This is a genomic window from Mycobacterium sp. 1164985.4 (assembly GCF_001668575.1).
GTDB lineage: Bacteria > Actinomycetota > Actinomycetes > Mycobacteriales > Mycobacteriaceae > Mycobacterium.
In genome coordinates this window covers 1-16,977 of the sequence record NZ_LZMD01000087.1, presented here as the reverse complement: position 1 = coordinate 16,977, position 16,977 = coordinate 1, and the positions used below count along the sequence as shown (strand labels likewise).

The following is a 16,977-nucleotide window of genomic DNA, read 5'->3' as shown; positions in this document are numbered from 1 at the left end:
CAGTGCTACAGCCGGCCACCGAATTGTTCTCGCAGCGCAATCTTCAGCACTTTCCCAGACGCGTTGCGGGGCAACTCCGGTAGGTACTCCACCCGAGTGGGGCACTTGAAATGGGCCAGCCGGTCACGCGTGTAATCGATCAATTCCTCCCCGCCTGCGTGCGCGCCGTCCTCGAGGGCGACCACCGCGATCGGGGTTTCTCCCCACTTCGGGTCCGCGACCCCCACCACGGCGACTTCACGAACCGCCGGGTGGCGATACAGCACCTGCTCGACCTCGACCGGGTAGACGTTCTCCCCGCCGGTGATGATCATGTCGTTCTTGCGGTCGACGAGGGTGATGAAGCCGTCGGCATCCATGCGGCCCAGATCGCCGGTGTGGAACCACCCGCCGCGAACCGCTTCGGCGGTCGCCTCCGGCTTCTGCCAGTAGCCCGCGAACACAGCCGGGCCACGGACGACGACTTCGCCCACCGTGTCGGTCACCACGTCGCGGTCCTGCTCATCGACGATCCGGGTCTGCACATGGAAGAGAGGCCGACCAACCGACCCCGATTTCTCCTTGACATGGTCGGCGTCGAGAAGCGTGACGCCACCGGTTTCTGTCAGACCGAAGCTCTCCTGGAAGGGCACACCGCGATCCTGAAAGTACTCGAGCACCGGCAGTGGACACGGTGCGCCGGCGCTGACAGCCAATTCGAGCGCCGACAAGTCGTAGGACGCGAAACCCGGTACGGCCATCAGTGCCGCCCACATCGCCGGTACGAGGAACTGGACGGTGACGCGTCCTCGCGCCATCGCGGCGAGCGCTTCCTCCGGGCGGAAGCCGGGCAACAATACGTTTGTGCCACCGACGTATATCAGGGGTAGCGTGTGCACGCTCAGCCCGCCGATGTGGAACAACGGCGCCGCAGTGACGGTCCGATCCCCTTCGTGCAGCCCTCGGCCGGCGGCCACGACGTTAATCGTGTTCCAGAAGACATTGTCGTGGGTCAGCATCGCGCCTTTCGGGCGGCCCGTTGTTCCCGAAGTATAAGGCAGGCAACACAAGTCGCTGCCGACTATGTCGACATCCACGGGGCGATCCTCGCCGCTGCCGATCAACTGTTCGAAATCCGTTTCCCCGGAATGGGCTTCACCGCCGACCACCACTCGAATCTTGGCCTTTATCTCTTCGCCGGCACACGCCGCGCGCGCGACCGCCGAAAACTGTGCCGACCACAGGAAGGCGATCGCACCGGAATCACCCAGAATGTAAGCGACCTCGGGCGCGGCAAGCCGGAAACTGATCGGCACGAACACCGCCCCGAGCTTTCCGGCGGCGAACAACGTCTCCAGAAAGGCGGCGCTGTTGATCATCAGTGCGGCCACCCGGTCGCCTTTCCGGACGCCCGACGCGCGCAACGCCTGGGCCAGCCGATCGGTCCGGCTGTCGAACTCGGCGTAGGTGATCCGTCGGGCTCCGTCGATCAGGGCCGCCCGATCGCCACACAGAGACGCGCGGCGAGTCGCCCAGGAGCCGAATCCGGCCTCGCGGTAGTGGATCCCATCCATGAGCGGACCTTCCCGAAGAACGCCTTCAGCAATGATCGATCATCGGAATTCGATCCGCGGTCGATCCCCGATTTCAGCCGTCGGGAACCGGCCCCCGCCTGGCGATCGCGGCGAGTTCCTCACGTGAGTTCGCACCCACCCGTTGGCAGGCGCGATAGATGTGGCCTTCGACGCTGCGCACCGACATCACCAGCCGGTCGGCGATCTCGCGGTTGGACAGCCCGGCCACGACGAACTCGACGATCTCGCGCTGACGGCCGGTCAGCGGTTGGCTGGCGGGCACCCGCAGCGCCGGTGTGCACAGTCCGCCGCAGGCGTCGCTGAGTTCCTTGGCCACGGCGGCGGCGTACAGGCCGCGCTTGCGGTGCTGGGCGCGGGTGAACGCCACGGCTGCCTGCGCGGCGGCGTCGGCCGCGGCGGCCCGGTCGCCGATTGTGCGATAGGCATCAGCTGCGGCGAGCAGTCCCTCTCCGTCGTCGGCGGCCAACGCCTCGGCATGCCGCGCAACGGCATCGGCCAACGGCAGCGCGAGTTCGTCGGCGACTCGACGCGCGCACGTGCCACACGAGGTGTCACCCCACTGCGCCGCCGCTTGGTAGCAGGCCAGCTCATGCGTGGGCTGACGGCGCGCGCGGGCCTGCGACGCGGCTGTTCGCACGACCGCGATCGCGTCCGTGAAACACCCGTTGGCGACCAACGACCATCCTTCGGCGACGCTGAGGGTGGTCTGCATGAACGCGAAGTCGGGCGGCACGCTCTGGCGGGCCTCGGCGATCGCTGCCTCAGCCGCAGGCCCCTCACCGAGTTTCGCGTGCGCCTCCGCCAGGCCGAAGCAAGTGGACGGGCGTAAACCGCTTGCCACACCGTGCCTTTGGACACCGGCCAGCGCTTCGTGCAGAAGCCTCACCGCGTCGCGGACATTGCCACGCATGAGTTCGGCGTGCCCCAGCAGCGACGCCAGATTCGCGTAGGCCAGGCTGGGCACCTCGTCCGCCGATTCGGCCAATCGCCGCACCATCGCCGAGCACTCGTCGATACGCCCGGTCAACCGGCAGGCGCGAAGATAAACGCTGGCGAACCAGAACCGCATATGCGACGCCTGAAACGACGTCATCGCACGGTTCAGCGCCGACTCCGCGACCGCGGTCAGTTCGTCGGTCCGGCCGAGCGCCCCCAGCGCCATCGTCAACGCCACCGACGCCATCATCGCGTCGAAGTCCGTCAACAAGCCCGATTCCAGCGCCGCCGTGGCCTTTTCCAACGCCACCTCACAGCGTGCCGATACGGCGTCGACACACGCGTCGGCGGCCATGCGTGCGAACCGCTCGGCTGGTGACTCGGGCCCCTCGGCCAGCCGTGCCAACACCTCGATCGCGTCGTTGATGCGCCCGAGCATCCAGATCAGGTTCGCCACTCGTAGCAGAGACCACTGGTGTGGGCTCGTCGCACCGTCGACGGCCATCCGGCTCAGGACGTCCTCGGCCTCCGCGCCGCGGCCGAGCAGAAACAGATTCAACGCGCGAACCCCGGCGGCCTCAGCGCACCCGGCGTCCGCGGCGGCCGTCGCGAACCGGTCGGCGAGTTCGAGGTCGAGCAGCGTCATCGCACAGCGCGCCGCCTTCAGGTAGACGTCGGGATCCGGCGGCAGGTCCGACTCGAGCGCCAGCAGCGCCCGGCGCACCGTGGCCGCAACGTCGCACTCCCCATCTTCGATCAGCCGCCTGGCGAGCCTGCCGCGGATCCTTGAGAGGTACATCTCCCCGGCGGCGGCGCGGCGCAGTTCGCCGTACAGCGGGTGAGCCAGGCGGACGACCAGGTCCGCCCCGCTTCGCTCGACGGTCACCAACCGCATCCGTTCGGCGACCTCGAGCGCCTTCCGGTCCACGACGTCGCACAGTGTGCCGACTGTCAGCGGTTCGCACTGCGACAAGGTGTCGACCACCAGCGCCACCTCCGGAGTCAGCTCGCGCAGCTGTCGGCCGACCATGTCGCTAATGCTCTGCGAGACCGCGACGCCGCCGTCCCACATCCACACCCCCGCCGTCTGCCGCATCCGGCCGGCGTCGACCTGGTCTTTGACCAGCTGGCGCAGAAACAGCGCGTTGCCGCCCGTCAGCTTCCAGAACCGCTGAGCGCTACGGGCATCCACCACGCCGCGGAGGCTCTCCTCGATGAGGGCACGCGTCGCGTCTGCCGACAGCGGTGCGAGGTCGAGCCGGATGAGCAGGCCGTCCTTCCACAGCGCGGTGATCGCGTCTGGTTCGTCGGCACCCGAACGCATGGTGACGACCAGGCGGGCCGCCCGGCTCTGCGCGAGCTGGTGCACAACGTGTGCCGACAATCCGTCGAGTAGATGCGCATCGTCGACTCCGATCAGGGTTCGGCCGTGGCGCTGTTGCGCGACAAGGGAATTGATCAGCTGACGGACATTCGGCATCGGATCAGCGATGGCGTCGTTGATCACCGCCGTGAACGCACCGAGCGGCAGCGCTCGCGCGGACTCGGTGCCGACGACCCAATTCGTGCGCTCGCCCGCGCGTTCGGCGAGCCGCAGCACCTCGCGCGCGAGCCGTGTCTTGCCCACCCCCGCCGCGCCGACGATCACGACGCCTGCTTTGTCACTGCCCCCGCTGAGCGTGCGGCGAATGGTGGCCAGTTCGCCGTCACGCCCCGCCAGCGGATCCCCGCTGATCACGGCGGAACTATATCCCGCCGTTTTCGCACCTGGGCGCGTTTTAGGGCCCCCGCGACTCGACGGCGGACTAGCAACCCACGCCGGCTCGTACCATTGCGTCGTGGACTCCCCCCTTGCCGATCTGGTGGACGCGCTGCCCGAGGGTGCCGTCGTCACCGATCCGGACATTCTGGGGTCGTATCGGCAGGACCGGGCCTTCGACCCGGACGCGGGCATACCGCTGGCGGTGGTCCGGCCGCGCACCACCGAGGATGTGCAAGCGGTCCTGCGCTGGGCCACCGCCAACAGGACGGCGGTGGTGCCGCGCGGTATGGGCACCGGCCTGTCCGGTGGCGCGTCGGCCCTCGACGGCGCGCTCGTGCTGACGACGGAGAAGATGCGCGACATCACCGTGGATCGGGTGACCCGGACCGCCGTCGTCCAGCCCGGACTGCTCAACGCCGAGGTCAAGAGGGCGGTCGCGGAGTACGGGCTGTGGTACCCGCCGGATCCGTCGTCGTTCGAGATCTGCAGCATCGGAGGCAATGTCGCCACCAACGCGGGCGGCCTCTGCTGTGTGAAGTACGGCGTCACAACGGATTACGTGCTCGGCCTGCAGGTGGTGCTCGCCGACGGCACGGCGGTGCGACTCGGCGGTCCGAGACTCAAAGACGTTGCCGGTCTTCCGTTGACCAAGTTGTTCGTCGGCAGCGAGGGAACGCTCGGAGTGGTCACCGAGGTGACGCTGAAACTGCTGCCCGCGCAGTCGGCGGCGTGCACGGTGGTGGCGACCTTCGACTCGGTCGAGACGGCAGCCAGGGCCGTCGTTGCGATCACTGGGAAGATCCGGCCCTCGATGTTGGAATTCATGGACGCCACCTCCATCAACGCCGTCGAAGACAAGCTGAAGATGGGCCTCGATCGCCACGCTGCCGCGATGCTGGTGGCCGCCTCCGATGAAAGGGGGCCCGCGGGCCAATCCGACGCGCAGTTCATGGCCGAGGTCTTCACCGAACACGGCGCCAAGGAAGTTTTCTCGACGTCGGACCCCGACGAGGGCGAAGCATTCGTCGCCGCGCGGCGGTTCTGCATCCCCGCCGTCGAACTGAAGGGCTCCCTGCTGCTCGAGGACGTCGGGGTTCCGCTGCCCGCGCTGGCGGATCTTGTCAGCGGCGTGGAGAAGATCGCGGCCAACCACGAGCTGATGATCTCGGTGATCGCCCATGCCGGTGACGGCAACACACACCCATTGATCGTGTACGACCCCGCCGATCCCGCGATGACCGAACGCGCTCACCACGCGTTCGGCGAGATCATGGATTTGGCCGTCAGCCTCGGCGGCACGATCACCGGCGAGCACGGCGTCGGCAGGCTCAAGCGACCCTGGCTGGCGGGTCAGATCGGCCCCGAGGCGATGGAACTCAACCGGCGGATCAAACAGGCACTGGACCCGGACAACATCCTCAATCCCGGCGCCGCGATCTGAGGCTCCGCTTGATTCGCGAGCAGACGAAGAAGTGCCCTTTTTGGGCAATATGCGGCAGTTTTGCGCCTGCTCGCGGAACTGGGTCTTGACATGTTTCCGGGTTCTGTCGTACGAATGAGACGTGACGGCTACTCTGTCTCATGACACGCCGGCTCGATTCCAGCTCGCCGACGCCGACACGTGGGCCGATCCCTGGCCGATGTACCGCGCGCTGCGCGATCACGACCCGGTGCATCATGTGGTGCCGCGCGATCGGCCCGATCACGACTACTTCGTCATGTCGCGGCACGCCGACATCTGGGCCGCCGCACGCGACCACGAGACGTTCTCGTCGGCGCAGGGGCTGACGGTCAACTACGGCGAACTCGAGCTGATCGGGCTCGCCGACAACCCGCCGATGGTCATGCAGGACCCGCCGGTGCACACCGAGTTCCGCAAGCTGGTGTCGCGGGGGTTCACACCGCGGCAGGTCGAAGCGGTCGAACCCAAGGTGCGCGAATACGTCGTCGAACGGATCGAGCGCATCAAGCACAACGGCGGCGGCGACATCGTGGCCGAACTGTTCAAGCCGCTGCCGTCCATGGTGGTCGCGCACTACCTCGGCGTTCCGGAGGCCGACCGCGACAAGTTCGACGGTTGGACCGAAGCGATCGTCGCCGCCAACACCACCGAGGGCGGAATCGGCGGTGCGCTGGAGACGCTCGGCGACAACCTGGGCGAGATGATGGCGTACTTCACCGATCTCATCGAGCGACGCCGGGTGCAACCGGAGGACGACACCGTCTCGCATCTGGTGGCCGCGGGCGTCGGCGCTGACGGCGACATCGCCGGTGTGCTGTCGATCCTCGCGTTCACCTTCACCATGGTCACCGGTGGCAACGACACGACCACCGGCATGCTGGGCGGTTCGGTGCAGTTGCTTCACCAGCGACCCGACCAGCGCCGCCTGCTCACCGAAAATCTCGGTCTCATACCGGATTCCGTCGACGAGTTCCTGCGCATGACCTCCCCCGTGCAGGGGTTGGCCCGCACCGTCACCCGTGACGTGACAGTCGCCGACACCACGATCCCGGAGGGCCGGCGTGTGTTGTTCCTCTACGCGTCGGCCAACCGTGACGAGCGCCAGTTCGGCGAGGATGCATCCGAACTCGACGTGACTCGTAAGCCGCGCAACATCCTGACCTTCAGCCACGGCGCCCACCACTGCCTCGGTGCGGCCGCGGCACGTATGCAGTCGCGCGTCGCCCTCACCGAACTGCTGACCCGCATTCCGGAATTCGAGGTGGACGAGAGCGGGATCGTCTGGGCCGGCGGTAGTTACGTGCGCCGGCCGCTGTCCGTACCGTTCGAGGTGAGCGCCTGATGGCTGGCGACTGGCTGGCGGCGCGGCGCACCGAGGTGGCCGCCGACCGCATCCTCGACGCGGCGGGCGAACTGTTCGCCCAGAAAGAGGCCGCCACCGTCGGGATGAACGAAATCGCTTCGGCGGCAGGGTGTTCACGCGCCACGCTGTACCGCTACTTCGAAAACCGCGAGGCACTCTACACCGCGTATGTGCATCGTGAGAGCTACCGGCTGTACAGCAAGATGACCGAGCAGATCAATGCGCTGACCGATCCGCGCGAGCGCCTGATCGAGGGCATGATCGCCTCGTTGCGCAACGTTCGCGAAAGCCCGGCCCTGGCTTCGTGGTTCGCCACCACCCAGCGACCGATCGGCGCGGAGATGGCCGAGGAGTCCGAGGTGATCAAGGCGTTGACGGAGGCGTTCGTCATCTCGCTGGGTTCCGACGACCGTGAGCTGGTCGCGCATCGTGCGCGGTGGCTGGTGCGGGTGATGACGTCGCTGATGCTGTTCCCCGGTCACGACGAGGCCGACGAGCGGTCGATGCTCGAGGAGTTCGTCGTACCGATCGTCCTGCCGGGCGAGCGGGAGCGGACGATCTAGCCCAAGGCCGTCAGGCGACCCAATACGCCTGGGCCTTGATCGACTTCTTCGAGATCTTGTACTCCTCGCGGAAAACTTTGGCCACCGCGCGGGTGGTGCGGTTGTCGCAAGCGACCCACCCGAAGTGATCGGGCGCGTCGAACGCCGCCGCGGCGACGGCTTCGACAAGCGCCTCGCCGGCGTTCTTGCGGTCCACCCACATGACGTCCTTGTTGCGGGCGACCGGGAGCTGCCGGTCGTCGTCATGCCCCGCCTCGAGGAAAACCCGCGCGGGGGTGTCGCCGATCGCGGTCAGCAGCGAATTGATTGCGGGCAGCGATGCAGTGTCGCCGACGATCACGTATCCGGCCGGCGAGGGTTCGGGCAGCGTGAAATTGCTGCCGAGCACCGTCACCTCGATCGTGTCGCCTGGTTGCGCGTTTTCCGCCCAGTGCGAGGCGATGCCGTCGTGCAACGCGAATTCGATGTCGACGGTGTCGGCCGCCGGGTTCGGGTCGACCAGCGTGTAGCCGCGCTGATGCAGCTTGTCGCCGTCGGCGAACCACATCCGGATCCACATCGTCGGGTGCAGCGGCCGGTCGGCGAGCATGCCACCCGCATCGAAGCTCAGGCGCACATAATGCGGGCTGACCTCACGTTTTCCGGTGACGGTCAGCCTATAGTCGCCCGCCCGCAGCAGCTTGAGCACCGCACCCTGAAACCCGCGCGTTGGTTTCTTGTCCGACATAACCAGCCCTCCGTGTCGCCGTTCTGGTTAGGCTACCCTAACGATTCGGCGGGAGGCCCCGGCCCTTTGCGGGTTGATTGTCCGCACGTGTGTGGTGGGTGCGATCAACCCGTTCCTAGGTGGGCCGCACTCGGGTGAACCGGTGCAGCAGCCACGCCAGCGGGACGGTCATCACTAAGGTGACGAGAAAGAGCATCACGATCGAGCCGGTGTAGATCGGGTAGTGCAGGATCTCCACCATCGCGACCTCCATCGTGATCAGGTGGATCAGGAAGATCTCGTAGGAGATCTCACCGAGAAACACCATCGGCCGGCTCGACAGCAGCCGTGCGTAGATGCCTCGGTCGCCGAGCGCCAGCGGCGCGACCACCAAGGTGGCGATCACCGCGTAGAAGAACGCCTTCACCACGGCTTCGCGCAACTCGTTGGGCGACGTGGTGGGCTCGCCGGCGATCGGGGTGGACGCGATGAAATAGCAGGCCACCGCGACCGGGATGCAGGCCAGACCGTAGGCCCGCACCCCCAGGGGTTGCAGCGCGGCCAGCAGCATCCCGCCGATGAACCACGCGAGGTAGGACGGCAGCCACAGCCGCGCGCCGTCGGGCAGAAAGTCGGTGGTGTGCACCAGGATCAGCCACGCCGGGGTGACGAGGGCGAGTGCGGCCAGTCCGCCGATCAGCAGGCCGGGCCGCCACCGACGTCGGCACAGCACCACCAGCAGCAACCATGCGAGCAGCGGAAGCAACACGTAGAACGCGACCTCGACCGCGAGGCTCCACATCTGTGTAAGCCCCTGGTGCAGAAACGAATACAGGTAGTGGTCGGTGTAGATCTGCGTCAGGGTGAGGTTGCGGAACAGCCCCTCCCAGGTGTGCCCCGGGTTCGGACCTGCGGTCCGGAAGTGGTAGACGAGGTAGGCCACCAGCACGGTGACGACGTAGGCGGGCATGATGCGGCGGACGCGGTGCCAGGCGTACCGGCGCACCGAGGGGGCGTTTCGTTGCGCCGCTGACCCCGATTCGCGGCTCGCCGCGGCCGCTTTCACCCACGGCGCAAACAACAGAAAACCGCTGAGCACGAAGAAGATCGGCACACCGATCTCCGCGCGGGAGTACACCAGGCCTACGTATCCCTGCGGATACTTTCCCGTTGTGTACGCGGCGTGGGTCAGCATCACCAACAACGCCGCGACGGCGCGGATACCGGTGAGCGAGGCGACACGCTCGGCCCTGCTGACGGATTCCAGACCGCCCTGCGCGTCCAGCCCCCGCGACAGCGTCATCTCTGCTTGTGCCGGCCCTTGTCCGGCCGTCGGTCGGGCTGCAGGTTGATCTTCACCCCCGAGATACGGGTGTTCTCAAGCGCTTTGAGCGTCTTCTTGGGCAGATCGGCGGGCAGCTCCACCAACGAGTAATCCGGGCGGATGGTGATGTGGCCGAAGTCGCTGCGGTGCAGCCCGCCCTCGTTGGCGATGGCGCCGACGATGTGGCCGGGTCCGACCTTGTGACGCTTGCCCACCGAGATGCGGTAGCTGACCAGACCTTCGCGCGGTTTGCGGTCGGGTTTGTCGCGGCGGGGACGGTCCTCGCGCTCGCGGCGCTTCTCCGGCGGCGGTTCGACCATGAAGAACTCGTCGCCGCCCTGCGCCTGCGCGGCCAATGCCGCCGCGATATCGGCGATCGGCACGTCGTGCTCGCGTTCGTAGTCCTCGATGATGTTGCGGAAGACGTCGACGCCGGGGGCGTTGAGCGCTTCGGTGATCGAGTCGCGGAACTTGGCCACGCGCTGGGCGTTGACGTCCTCGACGGTGGGCAGTTCGGATTCGATGAGCTTGGAGCGGGTGGCCTTCTCGATGGCCTTGAGCAGGTGCCGCTCGCGTGGGGTGACGAAGAGCAGCGCCGATCCGGACCGCCCGGCGCGCCCGGTGCGCCCGATGCGGTGCACGTAGGACTCGGTGTCGTGCGGGATGTCGTAGTTGAGGACGTGGGAGATGCGTTCGACGTCGAGGCCGCGCGCGGCGACGTCGGTCGCGATCAAGACGTCGATCCTGCCGTCCTTCAACGCGGCGATGGTGCGCTCGCGCTGGGCCTGCGGGATGTCGCCGTTGATCGCCGCCGCGGCGAAGCCCCTGGCCTTGAGCCGTTCGGCGACCTCTTCGGTGGCCTGCTTGGTGCGGACGAACACGATCATCGCGTCGCCCTCTTCAACCTCGAGCACCCGTGTCAGCGCGTCCATCTTGCGGTGTCCCGAGACCTGGATGTAGCGCTGCGAAATGTTCTCGGCGGTCGCGGTTTTGGCCTTGACCGTGACCTCGACCGGGTCGTGCAGGTATTTCTTGGTGATCTTGCGGATCGCAGGCGGCATGGTCGCCGAGAACAGCGCGACCTGTTTGAACTCGGGGGTCTCGGCCAGGATGCGCTCCACGTCCTCGGCGAAACCCATCTGCAGCATCTCGTCGGCCTCGTCGAGCACCAGGTAGTCGAGGCGCGACAGGTCCAGGCGGCCCTTCTCGAGATGGTCGATCACCCGGCCCGGCGTGCCGACCACCACCTGGGCGCCGCGCTTGAGGCCCGCCAGCTGCGGGCCGTAGGACGATCCGCCGTAGATGGGCAGCACATTGACCTCGGGCAGGTGGGCGCCGTAGCGGCCGAACGCCTCGGCCACCTGCAGCGCCAGCTCCCGCGTCGGCGCCAGGACGAGCGCCTGCGTCGCACGGCTGCCGGTGTCGATCTTCGACAGGATCGGAATCGCGAATGCGGCGGTTTTACCGGTACCGGTCTGGGCGAGACCCACCACGTCGGAACCCGCCATCATCGCCGGAATCGTGGCCGCCTGGATGGCGGACGGGGTCTCGTAGCCGACGTCGGAGACGGCCCGCAGCACCGACGGGTGAATCTGCAGGTCGTTGAAGGTCAGGTCGCCGGTCGAGCCGTCCTGGCTCGCATCCGACTCGGCGGAGGTCATCGGCATCGAGTCTAGTGCCAGCAACCACCCGAATCCGCCACGCGGTGTGTCGGCGCGACCAGGTCGACGCGATTTGCAAGGGTGGCTCAGGTGATGTGCACGGTTCGGATCAACGGCTTCATCGCATCGATGGCGGCGTTCTCGGCGACGGTGGCGGTCCTCGCCGGATGCGGGGCGAGCGACTCCACCGTCTCCAAGACGCCCGACGCCCTGCCTCCCGCCACACCTCCCCCGGCCGCCGCACCGCCGGCGCCCGGTCCCGCCGCGGCGCCCGCCCCGGCGGCCGCCGACCCGTGCGCGGTCAACCTCGCCGCGCCGGAGATCACCAGGGCGGTGGCCGAGCTGCCCCACGATCCGCGCAGCAACCAGGGCTGGAACCCGGAACCGATCGCGGGCAACTACAACGAATGCGCGCAGCTGTCGGTCGTCATCGTCAAGGCCAACACCAACGCCAGCAACCCCAACACCCGGGCGGTGATGTTCCACCTCGGCAAGTTCATCCCGACCGGGGCGCCCGACACCTACGGCTTCAACGGCGTAGACACCCTTCAAAGCTCCGGTGACACCGTCGCGTTGCGCTACTCGAACGGCATGCCGGGTCTCGACAGCGTGGTCAGGTTCCGCTGGAACGGAAACGGCGTCGAACTGATCGGGAACACCGGCTGACCGGATTTCGCCCGAACGTGGATTACGCGCACGTCTTCGCAGGCTCGGGCGTGTGTTCAGCCCACGTTCGGCGGAGCGGTGAGATGTCGCCCGGGTCACATACAGTGGCAGCGTGTTCGTGGCCTCCGAGGGCGCCGAAACCCGCGTCATATACAGCGCATCCGATCTCGCAGCGGCAGCCCGCTGCGAGTACGCGCTACTGCGTGCATTCGACGCCAAACTCGGCCGGGGTCCGGCGGTCGCGGTCGAGGACGAGCTGCTGGCCCGCACGGCCCAACTCGGCGACGACCACGAACAGCGGCATCTCGAGCTGCTGCGCGACAGCGCCGACATCGCGATCATCGGCAGGCCGCCGTACACGGTCGAGGGGCTGACCGCCGCCGCCGACCAGACGCGACGTGCCGTCGACCGCCGCGCCGAGGTGATCTATCAGGCCGCGATGTTCGACGGCCGATTCGTCGGTTTCGCCGACTTCCTGATGCTCGAACAGGGCCCCGACGGCGAGCGGTATCGGTTGCGTGACACCAAACTCGCGCGGTCGGTGAAGGTGGAGGCGCTGCTGCAGTTGGCGGCCTACGCCGAAGTGCTCACGGCCGCGGGCGTACCGGTCGCCGACGAGGTCGAACTCGTTCTCGGCGACGGCGCCACCGCGACCTATCGCATCGACGAACTGCTCCCCGTGTATCGCCCGCGCCGCGCGGCCCTGCAGCGCTTGCTCGACGACCACTACGCGTCCGGAGCGCCGGTCGACTGGGCCGACGAGAGCGTGCGCGCGTGTTTCCGCTGTCCGGAATGCGCGACCCAGGTGAGGGCCAACGACGATCTGCTGCTCGTGGCGAACATGCGGGTGAGCCAGCGGGCCCGCCTGCTCGACGCGGGCATCACGACGGTCGCCGAACTCGCCGGCCACGAGGGTCCGGTGGCCGAGCTTCCGGCGCGGACGTTCACCGCGCTGCGGAACCAGGCGCGATTGCAGTTGGCCCCGCGGGTGGATGGCAAGCCGCCGTATCAGGTCGTCGACGCCCAGCCGTTGACGCTGCTGCCCGATCCCGACAAGGGCGATCTGTTTTTCGACTTCGAGGGCGACCCGCTGTGGACGGTGGACGGGCACGAGTGGGGCCTGGAGTACATGTGGGGCGTGCTCGAGGTGGGCGGCGGGTTCCGCCCGCTGTGGGCGCACGACCGCGCGAGCGAGCGGAAGGCCCTTGTGGACTTCCTCAAGCTGGTACGCCAGCGCCGCAAGAAGTATCCGAAGATGCACGTCTACCACTACGCGGCGTACGAGAAGAGCGCGCTGCTGCGGTTGGCCGGACGCTACGGCGTCGGCGAAGACGAGGTCGACGACCTGCTGCGCAGTGGTGTCCTGGTCGACCTGTATCCACTGGTGCGCAAGAGCATTCGCGTGGGCACGGAGAACTACAGCCTGAAGTCGTTGGAGCCGCTGTACATGGGTTCGGAGTTGCGCGATGGCGACGTCACCACCGCGACGGAGTCGATCACGATGTATGCGCGGTTCTGCGAGATGCGCGCCGCGGGCCGTCACGACGAAGCCGCCAACCTGCTCAAGAAGATCGAGGACTACAACCGCTACGACTGCCGCTCGACACATCGCCTGCGCGACTGGTTGATCAAGATCGCGATCGAGTCGAGCGTCCCACCTCTAGGGCCGCAACCCGTCACGCAGGGTGTCGCCGTCGAGGACGCCGACGCACTCGCCCACACGTTGATGGATTTCGCCGGAGACGGTGTGGCCGAACGGACTCCCGAACAGACGGCCGTGGCGTTGATGGCCGCCGCCCGGGGATATCACCGCCGCGAGGACAAACCGTTCTGGTGGGCGCATTTCGACCGGTTGAACAGCCCGGTCGACGAATGGGGCGACACCAGCGACGTGTTCCTGGTCGACACCGACCGAACGACCGTCGTCAAGGACTGGCATCTGCCGTCGACGCGCGCCCGCAAGAAGCAGCGGTGGCTCGCGCTGACCGGGACGCTGGAGGGCGGGAGCCTCAGCGGAGAGGTATTCGCGCTGTATGAACCGCCGTCGCCCGCGGGCATGGCAGACAACGCGGACCGGCGCGCCGCAGGCAACGCCGACGTCATCGAGATCGACGATCCGACCGTACTCACCCGGGTGGTGATCTGCGAACGCGAAACCCCTACCGGGACGTTCAACCAGACGCCGTTCGCGCTGACACCACGAAACATCGTGGGCACGAAGAAATTACGTGAGTCGATCGACACCGCGGCCACCGAGATCGCCGCGACGCTTCCGGACCTTCCGCCGACCGCTGTCGTCGATGTGCTCTTGCGCCGGCCTCCTCGTACGCGCAGTGGCGCACCCCTGCCCCACACCGGCGACGTCACCGCCGACATCACGGCCGCGGTGCTCGATCTGGACTCGTCGTATCTCGCGGTGCACGGCCCGCCGGGAACCGGCAAGACGTACACCGCGGCCCGCATCATCGCCCGCCTGGTCAACGGCCACCAGTGGCGCGTCGGCGTCGTCGCGCAGTCACATGCGGTGGTGGAGAACCTTTTTCGCGACCTCATCATCGCCGGGGTGGATCCCGCGCGCATCGCCAAGAAGGACTGTCCCGACGACGTCGGGTGTCAGGCGATCGACAAGGACGAGTACGCGGCGTTCATCGCCGATCACGCCGGGTGTGTCATCGGCGGCACCGCATGGGATTTCGCCAACGACACCCGCGTCGATGCCCGCAGCCTCGACCTGCTGGTGATCGAGGAGGCGGGACAGTTCTGCCTGGCCAACACGATCGCCGTGGCCAGGGCCGCCGACAATCTGATGCTGCTCGGCGATCCGCAGCAGCTACCCCAAGTCAGCCAGGGCCACCACCCCGAGCCGGTCGACGCATCGGCGTTGGGCTGGCTGGTACAGGAAAACCGCACACTGCCCGGGGAACTCGGCTACTTCCTCGACCGGTCCTACCGGATGCACCCCGCGGTGTGCGCACCGGTCTCCCGGCTGGCATACGAGGGCAAGCTGCGCCCGGCGAAGGACGGCCCCGGCGGCCGGCGCCTCGAGGGCCGGGACCCCGGTGTGCGTGTGGTGCCCGTCCCCCACGACGGCAACTCCACGAACAGCCCCGAGGAGGCGCGGGCGATCGTCGCGGCGACGCGGATGCTGCTCGGGAGCGCGTGGACCGACGAAACCGGCACCCGCCCGCTGGCGCAGAGCGACGTGCTCGTCGTCGCACCGTACAACGCTCAGGTGTTGCTGCTGCGCGAGTATTTCGAGGCGGCCGGACTGCCCGACGTCGCGGTCGGCACCGTGGACAAGTTCCAGGGCAGGCAGGCGCCGGTGGTGTTCGTGTCGATGACGGCGTCGTCCATCGACGATGTGCCGCGCGGAATATCGTTCCTGCTCAACCGGAATCGTCTCAACGTCGCGATCAGCCGCGCCAAGTATCTCAGCGTGATCGTCCGCTCGGAGGCGCTAACCGAGTATCTGCCCGGCACACCAGACCGCTTGATCGAGCTGGGCGCGTTCCTGTCGCTGGCCGCCCCCACGTCATGAACGTGATCGAACGGCTGGCCGAGATCGTCGGGAACGTCTATGTCAGCACCGATCCCGACGTGCTGGCGGCACGCGTCGTCGACCACACGGGGCGCTATCACGGCCGGGCCAGCGCCCTGGTGCGGCCGGGTTCTGCCGACGAGGTCGGCGCGGTGCTGCGGGCCTGCCGCGACGCCGGCGCTTACGTCACCGTGCAGGGCGGCCGGACATCGCTGGTGGCCGGCACGGTTCCCGAGCACGACGACGTGTTGTTGTCCACAGAGCGGTTACGGAACATCGGTGATGTCGACGTCGCCGAGCGCCGGATCTCGGTGGGCGCGGGCGTGACTCTGGCCGAGGTGCAACGGGCGGCCGATGAGGCGGGCCTCGTGTTCGGCGTCGATCTGGCCGCACGCGACACCGCGACCGTCGGCGGAATGGCCTCGACGAACGCGGGCGGACTGCGCACCGTCCGCTACGGCAACATGGGCGAGCAGGTGATCGGGTTGGACGTCGCATTGCCCGACGGGTCGGTGGTGCACCGGCAGAGCCAGGTGCGAATGGACAACACCGGCTACGACCTGGCGTCGCTGTTCGTCGGCGCCGAAGGCACTCTGGGCGTCATCACCGCGCTCGATTTGAGGCTGCACCCAACGCCCGCGCACCGCGTGACCGCGATCTGCGGGTTCGCCGACCTCGATTCGCTCGTGGCGGCCGGTCGCCTCTTCCGCGACCTGGACGGCATCGCCGCGCTGGAGTTGATCGACGCGCGGGCCAGCGCGTTGACCGCCGAGCACGCCGGCGTGCCCGCACCCGTCGACGGCGCCTGGCAGCTGCTCATCGAGCTGGCGGGCGACACCGACCAGACCGAGCGGCTGGCCGACGCGATCGAGGGAACGGATCTGTCCGGCGAGCCCGCTGTCGGCGTCGACGCGGCCGCACAGCAGAGGCTCTGGCAGGTGCGCGAGGCCGTCGCCGAGGTGCTCGGCGTATACGGTCCGCCACTGAAATTCGATGTTTCGCTTCCGCTTTCGGCCATCGCGCCGTTCGCCTCCGAAGCCGTCGCCGTCGCCTCCGCCCATGCACCCGCAGCGATCCCCGTGCTGTTCGGGCACGTCGGCGAGGGCAACCTGCACCTGAACCTCGTGCGTTGCACCCTCGAGAACGAGGCGGAACGCGCGCTGTACGAGTCGATGATGGACCTCATCGCGCGCATGGGCGGCAACGTCAGCTCCGAGCACGGCGTCGGCACCCGCAAGCGGGCCTACCTTCCGATGTCGCGCACCGACGCCGACATCGCAGCGATGCGGACCGTCAAGGCGGCGTTCGACCCCTCCGGCTACCTCAACCCCGCGGTGCTGTTCGACTAGCTGGCTGTAGGTCGAGTCAAGAGGGTGGGCGGCCGTAGTGGTTCGACACCCGTGGGTGGGGTGCTGGATTGGT

At 67.7% G+C, this 16,977-nt stretch carries 11 protein-coding genes; 6 read left to right on the top strand and 5 right to left on the bottom strand.

The window, feature by feature from the left end:
• Positions 1-5 precede the first annotated feature (5 nt).
• Together A5650_RS20325 and A5650_RS20320 are read right to left on the bottom strand one after the other, a co-directional pair.
• Complete coding sequence (locus A5650_RS20325; RefSeq protein ID WP_067295781.1) at positions 6-1,553, bottom strand: acyl-CoA synthetase; 1,548 nt, start codon at positions 1,551-1,553, stop codon at positions 6-8.
• A gap of 73 nt (positions 1,554-1,626) precedes the next feature.
• Positions 1,627-4,248 (bottom strand): LuxR C-terminal-related transcriptional regulator, encoded by a 2,622-nt coding sequence (locus A5650_RS20320; protein ID WP_067295777.1) that lies wholly within the window; start codon positions 4,246-4,248, stop codon positions 1,627-1,629.
• A 100-nt stretch (positions 4,249-4,348) separates the two neighbouring features.
• On the opposite strand from A5650_RS20320, the gene A5650_RS20315 reads away from it, so the two are divergent.
• The 3 genes from A5650_RS20315 (at position 4,349) to A5650_RS20305 (ending at position 7,660) form a co-directional block, all read left to right on the top strand.
• The gene (locus A5650_RS20315; RefSeq protein WP_067295774.1) at positions 4,349-5,713 is read left to right on the top strand and encodes an FAD-binding oxidoreductase; all 1,365 of its coding nucleotides are present in this window, start codon (positions 4,349-4,351) and stop codon (positions 5,711-5,713) included.
• A 199-nt stretch (positions 5,714-5,912) separates the two neighbouring features.
• Positions 5,913-7,076, top strand: coding sequence for a cytochrome P450 (locus A5650_RS20310; protein WP_502687085.1), 1,164 nt, complete (start codon positions 5,913-5,915; stop codon positions 7,074-7,076).
• Positions 7,076-7,660 (top strand): TetR/AcrR family transcriptional regulator, encoded by a 585-nt coding sequence (locus A5650_RS20305; RefSeq protein WP_067295767.1) that lies wholly within the window; start codon positions 7,076-7,078, stop codon positions 7,658-7,660. Before A5650_RS20310 ends, A5650_RS20305 begins: the two co-directional genes overlap by 1 nt.
• A 10-nt stretch (positions 7,661-7,670) precedes the next feature.
• Here the strand turns inward: A5650_RS20305 and A5650_RS20300 are convergent, their stop codons facing one another.
• From A5650_RS20300 to A5650_RS20290, 3 genes are all read right to left on the bottom strand, one after another.
• Complete coding sequence (locus A5650_RS20300; protein ID WP_067295764.1) at positions 7,671-8,387, bottom strand: siderophore-interacting protein; 717 nt, start codon at positions 8,385-8,387, stop codon at positions 7,671-7,673.
• Positions 8,388-8,502: 115 nt separating this feature from the next.
• The gene (locus A5650_RS20295) at positions 8,503-9,669 is read right to left on the bottom strand and encodes an acyltransferase family protein (RefSeq protein WP_067295760.1); all 1,167 of its coding nucleotides are present in this window, start codon (positions 9,667-9,669) and stop codon (positions 8,503-8,505) included.
• On the bottom strand, positions 9,666-11,351 hold the full coding sequence (locus A5650_RS20290) for a DEAD/DEAH box helicase (RefSeq protein WP_067295757.1): 1,686 nt from the start codon (positions 11,349-11,351) through the stop codon (positions 9,666-9,668). The genes A5650_RS20295 and A5650_RS20290 overlap by 4 nt, the downstream gene beginning before the upstream one ends.
• Positions 11,352-11,480: 129 nt before the next feature.
• On the opposite strand from A5650_RS20290, the gene A5650_RS20285 reads away from it, so the two are divergent.
• From A5650_RS20285 to A5650_RS20275, 3 genes are all read left to right on the top strand, one after another.
• Positions 11,481-12,017 carry an LppP/LprE family lipoprotein gene (locus tag A5650_RS20285; protein WP_067295926.1) on the top strand — a complete coding sequence of 179 codons (537 nt, stop codon included), beginning with the start codon at positions 11,481-11,483 and terminating at the stop codon, positions 12,015-12,017.
• Between the two features lie 112 nt (positions 12,018-12,129).
• Positions 12,130-15,555 carry a TM0106 family RecB-like putative nuclease gene (locus tag A5650_RS20280; RefSeq protein WP_067295754.1) on the top strand — a complete coding sequence of 1,142 codons (3,426 nt, stop codon included), beginning with the start codon at positions 12,130-12,132 and terminating at the stop codon, positions 15,553-15,555.
• On the top strand, positions 15,552-16,904 hold the full coding sequence (locus A5650_RS20275; protein ID WP_067295750.1) for an FAD-binding oxidoreductase: 1,353 nt from the start codon (positions 15,552-15,554) through the stop codon (positions 16,902-16,904). Before A5650_RS20280 ends, A5650_RS20275 begins: the two co-directional genes overlap by 4 nt.
• The last annotated feature ends 73 nt before the right edge of the window (positions 16,905-16,977 follow it).